Source organism: Povalibacter uvarum (assembly GCF_014202975.1).
Classification (GTDB): domain Bacteria; phylum Pseudomonadota; class Gammaproteobacteria; order Steroidobacterales; family Steroidobacteraceae; genus Steroidobacter; species Steroidobacter uvarum.
The window spans coordinates 392,578-408,701 of record NZ_JACHHZ010000001.1 but is presented as its reverse complement, the minus strand read 5'-3'; the positions used below and the strand labels follow the sequence as shown (position 1 = coordinate 408,701).

Here is a 16,124-nt window from a genome sequence, read left to right as displayed (position 1 = left end):
CCCATCGACGAGCTGTTTTAGCGCATGACTGACTCATCCGGCCCTCTTTACGATCTCCTCATCATCGGCGGCGGCATCAACGGCGTGGGCATCGCCCGCGATGCTGCGGGGCGCGGACACAAGGTCCTGCTCGTCGAACAATCCGACCTTGCGTCCGCGACGTCGTCCGCAAGCACGAAGCTGATTCACGGCGGCCTGCGCTATCTCGAGATGTTCGAATTCCGCCTCGTGCGCGAAGCGCTCATCGAGCGCGAGCGCCTGCTCGGTATTGCGCCGCACATCATTCGTCCGATGGAGTTCGTATTGCCGCACGTCGATGGGTTGCGGCCGCGCTGGCAGATCCGCGCCGGCCTGTTCCTCTACGACAACATCGGTCGCATCTTCCCGGGTTCGCGCCGCTTGCGCCGGCGTCGCGGCGAGAAGCAGCGATTGGCGGCTTCGCGTTCCGTGCGCCTTGCGCCCGGCGGCTACGGCGACGCGATCAAGAGCGACATCCGCCATGGCTTCGTCTATTCCGATTGCTGGGTCGACGACAGCCGGCTCGTCGTCCTGAATGCGATGGATGCGGCACAACGTGGGGCAGTGATCCGAACGCGTACGCGCTTCGTCGGCGCGACACAGAAGGAGAAGCAGTGGCGCGTTCAACTGGAAGATCGGCATACAGGCGCGCCTTCAGTCGCATTCGCACGAGCCATCGTGAATGCAGCAGGCCCCTGGGTCGAAGAAGCGCTGCACAAAGTTCCGTGCAGCCGCAACGAAGCGCAGGTCCGGCTTGTGAAAGGCAGCCACATCGTCGTGCCACGGATGTACCCCGGCGAGCACGCGTTCCTGCTGCAGAATCCGGACGGTCGCGTCGTATTCACGATTCCCTACGAGGAACGATTCACGCTGATCGGTACGACCGATGTGCCGTATGAATCGGATCCCGCGTCGGTTTCGATCAGTCCGGAGGAAGTCGAGTACCTCTGCAGTACCGTCAACGGCTACTTCGCAGGATCGATCAGTCCAACTGACGTGAAGTGGACCTACTCTGGCGTGCGTCCGCTGAGCGACGACGAGTCCTCGAGCGCCTCCAAAGTCACCCGTGACTACAAGCTCGAGTTGACTGCTGCTGACAACCAACCCGCTGTGCTTTCGGTTTTCGGCGGCAAAATCACTACGTATCGCCGACTGGCGGAATCGGCGATGCAGAAGCTGCATCCCTACATCGGCGGATCGAAGCAGGGCTGGACGGATCAGGCGCCGCTACCCGGCGGCGACTTGCCGCGGCGCGACTTCGGCATCTTTTTCCAGGGCGTGAAACATCGCTGGCCGTTCCTGCCTGGGTCCCTCGCCTACCGGCTCGCGCGCGCGTATGGCACACGGATCAGTGACATCGTGGGCGCCGCAAAGACACTGGAAGACTTGGGCACGCACTACGGCGCAGGGCTCACTCGCGCAGAGGTCGACTATCTGCAGGGGCACGAGTGGGCACTGTCGGCCGAGGACATCCTCTGGCGTCGGACGAAGCTCGGACTGCACATGACGCAATCCGACAAAGACGCGCTGACTCAAGCCATCGACGCACAGCGATCGACCGCAGAAACGCAAAGGGCCGACCGGTCTCCCCGGTCGGCCCCCGCGTCGTTGCCGACGTAGTCCGTATCAGTGACTGCCGAAGCGGTACTGCAGTTCGATTCCGTACTCGCGCGGTGGCTGCCAGTTGTACGTGGGGAAGAAGGCCTGTCCCAGTGACGAAGGCGCCGTCGGCGTAGCAAGTCCTGTGCGACGACGATCTGTGCCAGCCGAGTCGGCAGCGTTTTCGTCCGTGAGATTGCTGCCATACAGGATCACCGTGTAGCGATCGCTCGCATCGGTCCACAACAGGCGCGCGCCAAGTGTGAAGAAGTCCGGCACGATCGCAGGTTCGGTTTCGAACACGTCGGAATACTGTTCCGCTCGCCATACGTAGCTGAGCGACGCAGTCAGATTGCCCGGCGCGAACTCGAACGTATACGCCGTATTCACCGCCACTCGATGCTCAGGGGAGTTCGCCAGCGAATTGCCGGAGAGATCCTGCGTCCAGCGCGGGAGATAGGTGTAAGTGTCGAGCTGATTTGGGATCTGCTGATACCGGTTCGCGTTCGGCAGCAACCCCGCGGGGTCATCCGGATTCTGGAAGCCCTGCCCTTCCTCGGTAACGCCTTCCTTGATCTCGGTATCGAGCCAGCCGTAACTCAGGTACATGCTCCAGTTGTCGGTGATCGCATAGTTGGCTTCGATCTCGACGCCGCGGCTTTCGCCCTTGGGCAGGTTGATGAAGCTGTTCAGCGTCGTGCACGTCGACAGATCGTTCGGATCTGAGCAACGCCCGAGGACGGGCAGCGAAAGCTGAATGTCGCGGTAGTCGTACAGGAACGCCGACGTCGAGAGTTGCAGCCGGTCGAAAAGCGTGCCTTTCCAGCCCACCTCGTAGGAGTTCACCGTTTCCTTGTCGACCATGGGCGGGTTGTAGTTGAAGCCGGCGTTGAAACCGCCAGGTCGATAACCACGCGCTACGCGACCGTAGATCAGCTGATTCGGAGTCGGTTTGAAGTCGAGGCCCACGGAGCCTGTCAGCTCGTCCCATTCGCCGTAGAAATCGCGCTTGCGGTAGCCATCGGCGGGATCGATGCCGTGATCGGCGACGACGCCGGGCTGCAACGGACTGCCGTCATAAGCCGGGGTCACATCCAGCGCACGTGGCGCTCCGAGCCCACCTCCAGCGAGGATGGGCGCAAGGCCTGCCGACACATTGTTGCCGATGTAGCGGAAAGCTTCGCGAACGTCTTTCTCGTCTTCGTTGTAGCGCACACCCAGCGTGGCCTTCCATTGGTCCGTGAAGTCGAAGGCAATCTGGCCATAGGCAGCGCGGCTGACCGTTTCGCCATTGAAGTAGCCGCGCACGGAGGCGAAGGGCGTGTCGTTTGGCTGGACGAACGTCGGCACACCGCCGATGAAGCGGATCGGATTGTTCAACTCCGGATATCCCGAGAAGCTCTGCGTCGACGGCTCCTGGAAGTAGTCTTCGTTCGACTGATACAAGCCGAAAATCCAGCTGAATCTGCTGTCGGTTGTCGAGGCAAAAGTCAGCTCGTTGCTGTACCACTCCCGCTGCTCGAGATAGAGATTCGTCCCGCCCGGACTGACGAGGCGTCCGGTGGGGAAAGCCGGCGTGGCCGGCAAGCGCATCTGCAGGACGTCGTTGCTCCAGCTCGCCTGGGATTGCGACGAGTCATAGTCCGTCCACTGCTGATACAGGTAGTTCTGGTGCCCACCGATCCACTTGATGTCGACCGGGCCGGTATGCCAGGTCAGGTGCGCGGTGTAGTTGTGGTGATCATCGAGCTTCTGTCGGCTGTGAAAATCGTTCGCGAACTGGCGATAGTTGTCCTCCGACAGGAACGCAGGATTGTTTGGAACGTCACCGAGGCGCACGCCTCCTGAACCCGGAAAGAGCCCATACGCGGCGAGGGGCATCAGCGCCCCGTCGATACCATACGGAGAAGGCGCGGACAGGTTGCCCGCATAGAAAGGCGACGTGCTGACACCGGTCCGGCGTGACTCGTCGTAGTCGGCGAACGAAGCCTTGAGAAAGTACTCGAAGTTGTCTCCAAGCGCGCCGTCGATCAGCAGATCGAAGACCTGGCGGTTGTTCGGCTGATCACCCTCGGTCTGCCCGCTCGACACATTGTCGAAGTAACCCTTGTCCTGGCGATAAACACCGCCGTTGAGCCGCACGCGCATTGCTTCTCCGAGCAGCGGACCGGACACCGTCATCTCTCCGCCGTAGCGATCGTAGTTGCCGGTGAAGGCGCCTACCTCAGCTTGGAATTCGCTCGTTGGGCGCTTGGAGTACGTATTGATAGCGCCGGCGATCGATCCGCGCCCGGACAATGCGCCCTGTGGACCACGCAGGATCTCGGTGCGCTCGACGAAGATCGGGCGACGTTGAGCATCCTGCACGCTGCTCGTGTACACACCGTCGAAGTAGTTGGCGACAGGGCTGTCGAGCGAGAAGAAGTTCGACTGACGCGCGATACCGCGGATCGAAGGGCGGTCCGTCGCCATGTTGAACGATACGCCGGGCGCAAAGTTCACCATGTCCTGAATGCTCATGATGCCCATCTGCTCGCGCATCGTGTCGCCGTACGCAGTGATGGAAAGCGGGACTTCCAGAATGCTTTCCGAGCGACGCTCTGCGGTGACGATGACTTCTTCGAGAAGCGAGCGCGATGGCTCCTGCTCCTGCGCTCCGACTCCATAGGTCGCACCCAGCGAAACCCCTGCGCAGGCCAACATACGGACGTAGTCGTACTTCGTTTTCACTTGAACCCCCTGCCGGGTCGAGCGACAGACCCGGATTTCTTAATTAGAAAATTGGTAATGCAATCGCTCAGGTCGGGCCTGATAGTAAGAACCCTGCTGCACAATGGCAACGGCAGGCCCTGTGAGGGTAAAAGCTGAAAAAATCCTTTCGGTATCGGGGCTTTGAGCGGCCTCGAGCATTCCACAAAGAACACGCGTCGCTTATTTGCACTTTTTCACAATGCAGATTGGAGATCGTCAATAGAAACCCGGGTATGCGCTGCGGGAATGACTTCGATGACCCGCGGGTCCGTACCGGTTGCTCAGTAAGTACCCGACAGCCCGCGACGGGCCTCGCGGTGGCAGAATCGCGCCCCTCGCTCAACGCCGGAAGTCACTGAAAGTGAAACAAGAATTCCTGAATCGCCTCGCCCGCGATACCGACCAGTTGCGTACCGAGGGACTCTTCAAGCCGGAGCGCCTGTTGACCTCGCCACAGCAGGCGGTCATTCGCGTCACTGATGGAGCGGAGGTCATCAACCTCTGTGCCAACAATTATCTGGGCCTCGCCAACCATGGGTCCGTCCGTGAGGCCGCCCGCCTCTCGCTCGACCGTTACGGCTACGGAATGGCGTCCGTGCGCTTCATCTGCGGGACTCACACGATCCACAAGGAGCTCGAACAGCGACTCAGCCGCTTCCTCGGCATGGAGGACACGATCCTGTATTCGTCGTGCTTCGACGCGAACGGCGGGCTCTTCGAGACGCTGCTCGACGAACAGGACGCGGTGATCAGCGATGCGCTGAACCACGCAAGCATCATCGACGGCATCCGGCTCTGCAAAGCCAAGCGCTTTCGTTACGCCAACGACAACCTCGATGAGCTCGAAGCACGCCTGAAAGAAGCGGACGGTTGTCGCGTCAAGCTGATCGCCACCGATGGTGTCTTCTCGATGGACGGCGTCATCGCGCGGCTGAAAGAGATCTGCGATCTCGCGGATCGCTATGGCGCGCTCGTGATGGTCGACGACTCGCATGCGACCGGATTCATCGGCGCGAAAGGCCGCGGCACGCACGAACTGCGCGGCGTCATGGGCCGCGTCGACATCCTCACCGGAACCCTTGGGAAAGCACTCGGCGGCGCCAGCGGTGGATACACGTCAGGCCGGAAGGAGATCATTGGCTGGCTGCGGCAGCGCTCCCGCCCGTATCTGTTCTCGAACAGCATTCCGCCGTTCATCGCAGCCGCCAGCCTGCGAGTACTGGATCTCCTCGAGGCGGACAATGAACTGCGCCAGCGACTTCAGGAAAACGCTACCCACTTCCGAACGCAGATGTCCGCCGCCGGATTCACGCTCGTGCCGGGCGAGCACCCGATCATCCCCGTCATGCTGGGCGATGCGAAGCTCGCCTCCGAGTTCGCGCAGCGCCTGCTGAGCCATGGTGTATACGTGATCGGCTTCTCCTTCCCCGTCGTGCCGCACGGGAAAGCACGAATCCGCACGCAGATGTCGGCCGCACACACGAAAGCCCATCTGGATAAGGCAGTTGCAGCCTTTACGACTGTCGGCCGCGAACTGGGTGTCGTGAAGTAGCGCGCTCTATTGAATACAGCATCAAAGCGGTAGGCTGCGCGTCCGCTTCGACCCTCGTCACACGTCACCGGTCACTCGTCACGCTCATATGCACGCCCTCGTCAAATCCCGCGCCGCTCCAGGCATCGAGCTGCAGGACATCCCCCGCCCCACCGTGGGACCCAACGATGTGATGATCCGCGTGAAGCGCACCGCGATCTGCGGTACCGACATGCACATCTACAACTGGGACGGCTGGGCGCAGCGAACGATTCCCGTGCCGATGGCAGTAGGTCACGAGTACTGCGGTGAGATCGTCGAGATCGGCAGCGAAGTCTCTGGTTTCAAGCTCGGCGACCGAGTCTCCGGCGAAGGCCACATCACGTGCGGTCACTGCCGCAACTGCCGAGCGGGGCGCCGCCATCTCTGTCGCAACACCGTGGGCGTCGGCGTGAATCGCCCGGGATGCTTCGCCGAGTTCGTCGTCATTCCCGCGCTCAACGCATTCAAGTTGCCCGACGCGATCGACGATGAGATCGCCGCGATCCTCGACCCGCTCGGCAATGCCGTTCACACGGCACTCGCATTCGACGTCGTCGGCGAAGATGTCCTGATCACCGGCGCCGGCCCGATCGGCATCATGGCCGCGGCGATCGTGCGCTTCGTGGGCGCCCGCCACGTGGTCATCACGGACGTGAACGACTACCGCCTCGATCTGGCTCGCAAGATGGGCGCAACGCTCGCACTGAACGTCACGCGCGATTCGCTGGACGATGCGATGAAGCAGCTAGGTATGCAGGAAGGTTTCGACGTCGGCCTCGAGATGTCCGGCAACGCCACGGCATTCCGCGACCTGCTGCGCACGATGCATCACGGCGGCAGCGTTGCGCTGCTGGGCCTGCCCCCGAACGACGTCGCCATCGACTGGAACGAAGTGATCCTGAAAGGCCTCACCCTCAAGGGCATCTACGGCCGCCAGATGTTCGAGACCTGGTACAAGATGGCAGCCATCCTTCAATCCGGACTCAACATCCGCCCCATCATCACGCACCGACTGCCTTATACGGAGTTCCAGCACGCCTTCGACGTGATGGGCAAAGGACAATCGGGCAAAGTGGTGATGGATTGGACGAAGTGAGCAGCAGCGGTTAGCAAGAGTCCGGTCGTTCCGACGCCGCGCGACAGCGCGCTCCGAACTAACCGCTAACCGCCAACCGCTTCCCTACTGCGCCGAACAGGCGCAGTAGTAATACACCTGCATCGGCTCACTGAACCGCGCCAGCCGCGCCAGCTCCGTCTCGATCGGCGACAGCACCTTCCGCGCCGAAATCAGTAGATCGTCCTTCGGAACCAGCGATGCGGTGATGCGCGCGGCCATCGCCTGAGTCTGCACCGCCAGCGCCTGGCGCCAGCCGAGCGGCGGTTCGATGTATTCGACCTTGTAGTCCTTACCCAATCCGGCACGTTCTGCCGCAGCGTTCAGCGCGTCCTTGTAAGAACCCAGCTTGTCGACGAGCCCGATGCGTTCTGCATCATTGCCGGCCCACACGCGGCCCTGCGCCACTGCGTCGATTTCCTCGAGCGGCTTCTCGCGTGCCGAAGCAACGTGCCCGATGAACGTGTTGTAAGCATGGTCGATGTACAGCTGCAGGATCTGCTTTGCCTCGTCCTTCATCGTGCGCTCGACCGTCAACGCGCCGGCGAGCGGTGTCGTACCGATGCCGTCTGTCGACACGCCGACTTTGCCCAGCGTGCGCTCGAATGTCGGGAACACGGCGAACACACCGATCGAGCCGGTCAGCGTCGCGGGATTCGCCCAGATCTCATCCGCATCCATCGCGATGTAGTAACCACCCGATGCAGCCATGCTGCTCATCGACGCGATCACAGGCTTGCCCGCTTCACGCAGCGCATTGATTTCGCGCCGGATCACTTCGGAGGCCTGCATGCTGCCGCCGGGGCTGTCGATGCGCAGCACCACAGCTTTGATGGAATCGTCATAGCGGGCCTGGCGGAGCAGTCGCACCGCCGAATCCGAACCAATGGTGCCCGGAGGCTGTTCGCCATCGAGGATTTCACCCGAGGCAACGACGACGCCCACGCGATCGCCCTCGATCTGCAACGCGTGCGACGCGCGCACTGCGCTGAGGTAGTCCCAGTGATAGATGCCCTGGTAGTTGTGATCGTCCGTGTCTTCCCCTACCAGCGTCTTCAGGTACTCCTCGGCTTCGTGCCGTGATTTGAGCTCGGTCACGAGCCCGCGATCGACGGCAACGGCAGCGAGATCACCGTTCTTCTCGCGCGCCGCAGCGGCAAGTTCGTTCACGTACGCCCCTACGACAGGCGCTTCGACGCCGCGAGCGCGATTGACGGCTTCCTGATACTGGCCCCACAGCGAATTCAGCCATGCGATGCTTTCTTCTTTCTCCGTGTCCGCCATGTCGCTGCGGCTGAACTGATCCGTGTACGACTTGAACTTGCCCGCCTTGAAAATATTGACGTCCACGGCGAGCTTGTCGATCGCGCCCTTGAGGAACGTGCGGTAGTAGCCGTAGCCCTCGATGAGCAGGATGCCCTGCGGGTCGAGGAAGATGTCATCCGCGTTGGCAGCGATGTAGTACTGCGACTGATCGTAGCTCTCGCCGATCGCAACGACGCGCTTGCCCGTCGACCGGAAATCGCGCACGGCCGCGGAAATCTCCTCGAGCTTCGCAATGCCGCCGCCGGTCATCGATCCGAGATCGAGCACGAGCGCCTTGATGCGATCGTCTTTCTTGGCCGCTTCGATCGAGTCGACGACATCGCGCACCAGTGTTTCCGCGCGACCGGTGCCGTAAACCTCGGCGACTGCGCGTTCGAGCGGGTCGCCCGACAGCTGCTCGACCAGCGCGCCCTGCGGCGCGATGACGAGTGCCGCCGACTGCGGGACGATTGGAATCCTCGGCGAGAGGATTGCGCCCACGATCGCGAAGATCAGCAGCAGGACGATCAGGTGCAGCACTTTGCGCACCGAGTCGAGTGCACGCCAGATGAAACCGAAAATGGCAGCGAGAGCTTTCATGGAACATCAATCCTTCACGGCGTGGCTCAATCGATAGATCGCGCCCGCCTGATCGTCGGACACCAGGAACGAACCGTCCTCGAGCAGCAACAGATCGACGGGCCGGCCATACACTTCATCACCGCGGTTGAAGCCCGTGGCGAACGGCTCGTAGGCCACTGCCTTGTCGCCGTCGAGCTTCACGGTCGTGATGCGATAGCCGCTCTTCTCCGAGCGATTCCAGGAACCATGCTCGGCGATGAAAACGAGATTGCGGTAGCGCTCGGGGAACGCGGTACCGGTATAGAACTTCACGGCAAGCGGGGCGACATGGGCTCCGAGCAATTGGACCGGCGGCGTGATCTTGCCGCACTCGCCGAGCCGGCCGAATTCGGGATCTTTGATATCGCGCCCGTGACAATACGGGAAGCCGAAGTCGAGACCAGGACGCGGCGCGCGATTCAGCTCGCAGGGCGGCGCATCGTCGCCGAGGTGATCGCGACCATTGTCCGTAAACCACAACTCACGCGTCGTCGGATGCCAGGTGAAGCCGACGGTATTGCGAACGCCTCGCGCGAAGACCTCGCGATCCGAGCCGTCCGGATTCATGCGCGTGATCACCGCGTACTTCGGCTGATCGCACACGTTGCACGGCGCACCGATCGGCACGTAGAGCTTCCCGTCGGGACCGAACGCGATGTACTTCCACCCGTGATGACCGTCCTTCGGAAAGTCATCGCGGACCACTTTCGCCTCGGGCACTTTATCGAGCGACGACTCGATCCCGTCATAGCGAGTAATGCGACTGACTTCGGCTACGTAAAGTGCGCCGTCGCGGAACGCGACGCCGTTTGGCTGATTCAGTTTCTCCGCGATCGTTCGCACCGTCGGTTTCGCACCGCTGCCGGGCGTGCCGCTGACTGCATAGACCGCCCCTTTGCGAGTGCCGACGAACAGCGTGCCCTTGGGCCCAAGCGCCATGGAACGCGCGAACGGAACGTTGTCGGCGTATACCTCCAGCTTGAAGCCAGGAGGCAGCTTCACGTTCGCGATCACCTTGTCAGTAGCGGGACTCGCGTGTGCGGCCGCAGCGAACAGCAGGGAGAAGAGGATGCCCAGGGGGCGGGCAAGACGACGATCAGTCATTGAAGATTCCTGCAGACCCCAATACCGGTGGCGGTATGAGTGTACGCGCCCCGCGCCCCGGCCGGCATGCAGCAAATACCCGATGTCGGATCGCTGGCGCGATGACGTCCGGCTAAAGCCGGACCCACATTAGGAGACGAGCCCGGCCGCAGGAGCAAAAAAGGCGCGATGGCCTGGCCATCGCGCCTTTCGGTGCTCCGATCCGCGGCAGCGGTCACTAACCGCCAACCGCTAACCGCTAATCACTATTCCTCAGACCTTCTCTTCGATGCGCGCTGCCTTACCGGTCAGGTCACGCAGGTAGTACAGCTTGGCGCGACGGACGTTGCCGCGACGCTTGACGCTGATCGAACCGATGGACGGGCTGTAAGCCTGGAACACGCGCTCCACGCCTTCGCCGTGGGAAATCTTGCGGACCGTGAACGAGGAATTCATGCCGCGGTTGCGGCGGGCAATCACGACGCCTTCATAGGCCTGCACGCGCTCGCGATCGCCTTCCTTCACCTTCACTTCGACGACAACCGTATCGCCGGGGGAGAAATCCGGAAGCTTCTTTTCACTCGCTTCGCGCTCGAGCGTTTCGATGATGTTCATGATTGCACCGATTCCAAGTTTGACTTCGATCCGTTACTCACGGCCCGCGACTACCGCGTTCCGCCTCAACCTCTGCGACGAACTCATCGAGCAACTTCCGTTGCTCCTTCGTCAGCTCCAGCTTCGCCAGCAGGTCCGGCCTGCGCTGCAACGTCCTGCCCAGCGCCTGCTTCGTCCGCCAGCGCTGAATCGCCGCGTGGTTGCCGCTCGTTAAAACCTGCGGCACCGCCTGCTCTTCGAACACTTCCGGCCGCGTGTAGTGCGGCCAATCCAGCAGCCCCGCGACGAACGAATCCTGCTGTGCCGATTCGTCATCGCCCAGCACGCCGGGCAGCAATCGCACGATCGCGTCGATCAGCACCAGCGCAGGCAGCTCACCGCCCGACAGCACGTAATCGCCGATCGATATGCTCTCGTCGATCTCCGTCGCCAGCAGGCGCTCGTCCACGCCTTCGTACCGCGCCGCCAGCAACAACAGTCCTGGCAGCTGCGACAGCTCGCGTGCCTTGGCATGCGTCAGCGTCGCACCGTCCGCGGCGAGATAGATGCTGCGGCTACCCGCCGGCAATCTCGCCCGCGCCGCCCTCAGGGCCGTGCGCGTCGGCTCGATCTTCCACACCATTCCAGGGCCGCCGCCATACGGTCGATCGTCGACCGTCTTGTGCGCGTCCTCAGCGAACTCCCGCGGCGTGCTTGCCGCGACGCTCACCGTGCCGCGCTCTATCGCGCGACCCAGGACGCCGACCCTGACCGCATCGGTGATGAACTCCGGAAACAGCGTCACCACTTCGATGCGCATGCCGGTCTCACCAGTCCGCGGCCCAGTCGATGACGATGCTCCGGGCATCGAGATCGACCTTCAAAATCCGCTCCTTCACGAACGGCACCCAGTGCTCCTGCTCGCCCCGGATCACCATAACGGTGCCGCCGGGCGTCGACTGGAAATTGTCGACCAGGCCGAGCCGTTCGCCCGAGAAGGACATCGCCTCGATGCCTTCCAGATCGCTCAGGTAGTACTCACCCGGCGCCAGCGGTGGCAGTTCGCTGCGCCACACTCCCAGTTCGAGACCGACCTTGAGCCGGGCCTCCTCGGGAGATTCGAGTCCTTCGAGCTTGGCGAGTACTCCCTTGTCGGTGACCCGCCCTTCTTCAATCTTCACCGGCGCCCAGTGGCCCGGTCGTCCCATCTGCCAGATCCCGTAGCCGAGGATGTTCTCGACCGGATCGGTGTAGGACTTGATCTTGATCCAGCCCTTGACGCCGAAAGTGCCTGCGATCTTTCCGAGGACGACGATCCGGTCTGAGGCGGAGGCCGGTGTCGTCACAAAACTCTGCAAGGCAGTCCCGTCAGCACAGGGCTGGCGGGTCGGTTTCAGGCCGCGACGGGCTGACGACGCTGCTTCGAGACGAGCTCAGCGACGCGATCCGAGGGCTTTGCACCCTTGCTCACCCAGTAGTCCACGCGCTCGAGATCGAGCTGGAGGCGCTGCTGCTTGCCGGTCGCGATCGGATTGAAATAACCGATCTGCTCGAGCGCCGGGCCGCCCTGGCGCTTGCGGCTGTCCGTGACGACGATGTGATAGAAGGGCTGCTTCTTCGCGCCGCGGCGCGTAAGCCGGATCGTAACCATGCTGCTGTAAGCCTCAGGAATCGCGTGGGTCGGGGCGTAAGCCCCGGAAAAGGGCGCGAATGGTACTGAAAGAACGGCCCACTGGCAAACGGGCCGACCGGCAAAGTGGCCAGAGAAATCAGAGGGAAAGCCTCATTCCGTCCGGCCAGCAGGCAAACCGGCCAGCCCACCGGCCTCCTCTCACATCCCCGGCATCTTTCCCCCGAAGGCCCGCATCATCTTGGCGAGCCCCCCGCCCTTGGACATGCTCTTCATAACCTTCTGCATCTGAAGGTAATTTTTCAGGAGCTTATTGATTTCGGAGACGTGAACCCCCGACCCGGCGGCGATCCTGCGCTTGCGGGAGGCGTCGATGTTCTTGGGATAGCGGCGCTCGCCCGGGGTCATGGACCGGATGATGGCGACCTGCCGCTTGATGTCCTTTTCCCCGCCTCCCTGGGGCATTGCGCCCGCCCTGGCGGTCAAATGCGCCGGGAGCTTGTCCATCAGCGAGCTCAGCCCCCCCATCCGCTCCACCTGGGCCAGCTGGTCGTGGAGGTCTTCGAGGTCGAAATCCTTACCCTTCTTGAGCTTGCGGGCGAGCTTCTCGGCCTGCTCGCGATCGACGGTCGTGGTGACCTTCTCGACCAGGGCCAGGACATCGCCCATTCCCAGGATCCGCGATGCCACGCGCTCCGCCTGGAAGACCTCCAGGGCGTCGGTCTTCTCGCCGGTGCCCATGAACAGGATCGGCTGGCCGGTGATCTGTCGGACCGACAGGGCGGCGCCGCCTCTCGCGTCGCCGTCCGTCTTGGTGAGGACGACGCCCGTCAGCGTCAGCGCGCTGCCGAAAGCGCGTGCAGCATTGACCGCGTCCTGGCCGGCCATGCTGTCGACAACGAATAGTGTTTCCGTCGGATTCACGGCCGCGCTGATCTCGCGGATCTCCGACATCATCTCGTCGTCGACGTGCAGGCGGCCTGCCGTGTCGACGATCAGCACGTCGAACAGCGACTGCCTAGCTTCGCTCAGCGCCTCGCGCGCCAGCGTCAGCGCTGGCTTTTTCGGATCGGATGGGTAGAACGCCACGTCGAGCTGTGCGGCCAGCCGCTCGAGCTGCAGGATGGCGGCGGGACGATAGACGTCCGTGCTGGCCAGCAGGACCTTCTTTTTCTCCGTGTCCTTGAGCCACTTTGCGAGCTTGCCGGCGGAGGTCGTCTTGCCGGCGCCCTGCAAGCCCGCCAGCAAAATGACGACCGGCGGCTGCGCGCGCAGATTGATCGGCCGGACCCCCGCGCCCATCAGCGCGATCAGTTCTTCGTGGATGATGCGGACGAGCGACTGACCGGGCGTCAGGCTCTTCTCGATCTCCATGCCGACGACTTTGCCGCGGATCGATTCGATGAACGTCTTGACGACGGGCAGCGCGACGTCGGCCTCGAGCAGCGCCATGCGCACCTGGCGCAGCGTGTCGCTGATGTTCTCGTCGGTGAGTCGCCCGCGGCCGCGCAGGCTCTCCATCACGCCCTGAAGGCGTTCGGTCAGTTTGTCGAACATTGGGGAGAAGAGGATGGCGGATAGCGGATGGCGGATAGTACAAGAACTAAAGGCCTCGGAAACCGGCTGCCGCTATCCCCTGACCCGCCGCCTCATGTAGCCTTTCGCCTTCGCCCCCGGAGACCCAGCTGCCCGTGCTCTCTGTCATCGTCCTTGCCTGTTACCTGGCCTGTGCGGCCTGGCTGGCCTCGAGTGTCTACCGCGCGGAGCGCACCACCGCACGCGGGCAGCGAGTGGCGGGACTGACGCTCGGCGTGATCGCGCTCGTGACGCACGCCGTCCTGCTCTGGTATTCCCTGCTCGCGAATCCCCAGGAAGCCCTGTCGATCGCCGAGACCGCCTCGATCATCGGCTGGCTGATCGCGCTCATCGCGCTCGGGCTCTCATGGCGTCGGCCGAGGTTCGCGGGGATCGGTGCGGTGCTGCTCGCCATCGCAGGCGTCGTCGCAGCCATGACGGACGAAGGTGCCCGCACGTTCGCCCTGAAAGAGCACAACTGGGAGCTCGCCGCTCACATCATCCTGTCGACCACTGCGTACGCATTGCTCACGATCGCCGCGGCACTGGTCATTGCGCTCATGCTGCTCGACAAGCGTCTGCGCCGCCGCGAACCGCTCGGATGGCTCTCGATCCTTCCCTCGGTCGAAGCGCTCGAATCGGCGACCTTCCAGGCGCTCGGCGCCGGCTTCGCGATCCTGACGCTGGCGTTGTTCAGCGGATTCATCTTCGTCGAAGATCTCTTCGCGCAGGATCTTTCACGCAAGACGATCCTGTCGTGTCTCGCATGGATCGTGTTCGCGATCCTGCTGTTCGGTCGCTGGCGGTTCGGCTGGCGCGGCCGGACGGCAGCGCGCTGGACGCTCAGTGGGTTCTCGCTGCTCGTGCTCGCTTATTTCGGTTCGCGCATCGTGCTCGAATCCATTCTCGGCCGTCACTGGGGCTGAGGCCATCTACCTTGGACGCCGCGGTAACTCTCCTTGGACCCTGACAGTATCGAGTGGCCGGCCGCGCTTGCGGCGGGTCCCGTCGTCGTCATCCTCGCAGCGATCGCTCTCGTGGCGATGCTCACCGCCGTCGAAGCGGCGCTGCTGAGCGTCAGCCGGTATCGGCTGCGTACTCTTGCGCGGCTCGGTAATCGCAGTGCGCGCCGCGCCGAACTTCTGCTGGCGCAATCCGATCGACCCGCCGCAACGCTGCTGCTGTGCCGAGTCGCGGTCACAGTCACAGCGGGTGCACTCGCCGGCTACGTGACGACACGCCTGACCGTCGGAATGACCCTGCCGATCCTGCTCGCGATTGCCGTCGCTGCAGTCACCGTGTTGTTGATCGTCGTGGGCGACATCGCCGCACGCGCGGTGGGCGTCCGGTTCGCCGAACCGATCGCACTGGCGACAGCGTGGCTCGCCAACGCGCTCATGGTCGTGCTGCAACCCATCACCTGGACTCTGGCCGCGCTTTCGAAGGGCGTGCTGCGCGTGGTGGGCGTTTCGTCAGCGCGGACGCAGCCCTTCACCGCCGATGGAAAAGATGCAGGGCCGGAGCGGCTCTCGCATCAACGCATGCTGACGAGCATCCTCGAACTGCAGACCATCGCAGTCGAAGACATCATGGTCCCCCGCAGCGAAATCGCGAGCATCGATGTCAGCGACGATTGGGACACCACGCTCGAACTGCTGCGAACCACACCGCATACCCGCTTGCCGCTCTGTGAGGACAGCCTCGACAACGTCATCGGCATGGTGCACATGAAGAAGGTCGCTCATGCATTGGCGCGCGACGATCTGTCGAGAGAGATGCTTCTGCGAATTGCCCGCGAACGCGAAGCGTACTTCGTGCCCGAGGGCACGACGCTCGATGTGCAGCTGCAGAATTTTCAGCGCGACCGGCGCCGCATCGCGTTGGTCGTCGACGAGTACGGCGACATCCGCGGCCTCGTTACCCTGGAAGACATCCTCGAGGAAATCGTCGGCGAGTTCACGAGCGATCCCGGCACGCTGCATCGGGACATTCATCGCGATACCGACGGCAGCTACGTGATCAACGGCGCGATCAGCGTGCGCATCCTGAACCGGACGCTGGGTTGGTCATTGCCCACCGATGGGCCGAGAACGCTGAACGGCCTGATTCTCGAATACCTCGAGAACATTCCGGAGCCCGGCACGACGCTGCGGCTGGGCGATCTCTCGATCGAGATCCTTCAGGCCATCGACAACGCAGTGAAGACGGCGCGCATTCGCCCGATCGAGGAACAGGAAATCCTGCGTCGCGAAGCCTGACGC

13 protein-coding genes are annotated in these 16,124 nt (G+C 62.8%); 5 read left to right on the top strand and 8 right to left on the bottom strand.

The window, feature by feature from the left end:
* The first annotated feature begins 24 nt into the window (after positions 1–24).
* The gene (gene glpD, locus HNQ60_RS01700; RefSeq protein WP_184329287.1) at positions 25–1,638 is read left to right on the top strand and encodes a glycerol-3-phosphate dehydrogenase; all 1,614 of its coding nucleotides are present in this window, start codon (positions 25–27) and stop codon (positions 1,636–1,638) included.
* Positions 1,639–1,644: 6 nt separating this feature from the next.
* Here the strand turns inward: glpD and HNQ60_RS01695 are convergent, their stop codons facing one another.
* Positions 1,645–4,347 carry a TonB-dependent receptor gene (locus HNQ60_RS01695; protein ID WP_184329286.1) on the bottom strand — a complete coding sequence of 901 codons (2,703 nt, stop codon included), beginning with the start codon at positions 4,345–4,347 and terminating at the stop codon, positions 1,645–1,647.
* A gap of 382 nt (positions 4,348–4,729) precedes the next feature.
* Between HNQ60_RS01695 and HNQ60_RS01690 the strand changes: the two genes are divergently transcribed.
* Positions 4,730–5,920 carry a glycine C-acetyltransferase gene (locus HNQ60_RS01690; protein ID WP_184329285.1) on the top strand — a complete coding sequence of 397 codons (1,191 nt, stop codon included), beginning with the start codon at positions 4,730–4,732 and terminating at the stop codon, positions 5,918–5,920.
* A gap of 88 nt (positions 5,921–6,008) precedes the next feature.
* The gene (gene tdh / locus HNQ60_RS01685) at positions 6,009–7,037 is read left to right on the top strand and encodes an L-threonine 3-dehydrogenase (protein WP_184329284.1); all 1,029 of its coding nucleotides are present in this window, start codon (positions 6,009–6,011) and stop codon (positions 7,035–7,037) included.
* Between the two features lie 84 nt (positions 7,038–7,121).
* Here the strand turns inward: tdh and sppA are convergent, their stop codons facing one another.
* From sppA to ffh, 7 genes are all read right to left on the bottom strand, one after another.
* Positions 7,122–8,960 carry a signal peptide peptidase SppA gene (gene sppA, locus HNQ60_RS01680; protein WP_184329283.1) on the bottom strand — a complete coding sequence of 613 codons (1,839 nt, stop codon included), beginning with the start codon at positions 8,958–8,960 and terminating at the stop codon, positions 7,122–7,124.
* 6 nt (positions 8,961–8,966) lie between these two features.
* On the bottom strand, positions 8,967–10,085 hold the full coding sequence (locus tag HNQ60_RS01675; protein WP_184329282.1) for a PQQ-dependent sugar dehydrogenase: 1,119 nt from the start codon (positions 10,083–10,085) through the stop codon (positions 8,967–8,969).
* A 252-nt stretch (positions 10,086–10,337) separates the two neighbouring features.
* Positions 10,338–10,679 carry a 50S ribosomal protein L19 gene (gene rplS, locus HNQ60_RS01670; RefSeq protein WP_184329281.1) on the bottom strand — a complete coding sequence of 114 codons (342 nt, stop codon included), beginning with the start codon at positions 10,677–10,679 and terminating at the stop codon, positions 10,338–10,340.
* A gap of 37 nt (positions 10,680–10,716) precedes the next feature.
* Positions 10,717–11,478, bottom strand: a complete 762-nt coding sequence (trmD, locus tag HNQ60_RS01665) for a tRNA (guanosine(37)-N1)-methyltransferase TrmD (RefSeq protein WP_184329280.1) — start codon at positions 11,476–11,478, stop codon at positions 10,717–10,719.
* Positions 11,479–11,485: 7 nt separating this feature from the next.
* Positions 11,486–12,004 carry a ribosome maturation factor RimM gene (rimM, locus tag HNQ60_RS01660; RefSeq protein WP_184329279.1) on the bottom strand — a complete coding sequence of 173 codons (519 nt, stop codon included), beginning with the start codon at positions 12,002–12,004 and terminating at the stop codon, positions 11,486–11,488.
* Between the two features lie 47 nt (positions 12,005–12,051).
* The gene (rpsP, locus tag HNQ60_RS01655; protein ID WP_184329278.1) at positions 12,052–12,309 is read right to left on the bottom strand and encodes a 30S ribosomal protein S16; all 258 of its coding nucleotides are present in this window, start codon (positions 12,307–12,309) and stop codon (positions 12,052–12,054) included.
* 180 nt (positions 12,310–12,489) lie between these two features.
* The gene (ffh, locus tag HNQ60_RS01650; RefSeq protein ID WP_184329277.1) at positions 12,490–13,845 is read right to left on the bottom strand and encodes a signal recognition particle protein; all 1,356 of its coding nucleotides are present in this window, start codon (positions 13,843–13,845) and stop codon (positions 12,490–12,492) included.
* A gap of 134 nt (positions 13,846–13,979) precedes the next feature.
* Here ffh and HNQ60_RS01645 point away from each other — a divergent pair, with 134 nt between their 5' ends.
* Together HNQ60_RS01645 and HNQ60_RS01640 are read left to right on the top strand one after the other, a co-directional pair.
* Positions 13,980–14,789 carry a cytochrome C assembly family protein gene (locus HNQ60_RS01645; protein ID WP_184329276.1) on the top strand — a complete coding sequence of 270 codons (810 nt, stop codon included), beginning with the start codon at positions 13,980–13,982 and terminating at the stop codon, positions 14,787–14,789.
* Between the two features lie 33 nt (positions 14,790–14,822).
* Positions 14,823–16,121 (top strand): HlyC/CorC family transporter, encoded by a 1,299-nt coding sequence (locus HNQ60_RS01640; RefSeq protein ID WP_184329275.1) that lies wholly within the window; start codon positions 14,823–14,825, stop codon positions 16,119–16,121.
* Positions 16,122–16,124 lie beyond the last annotated feature (3 nt).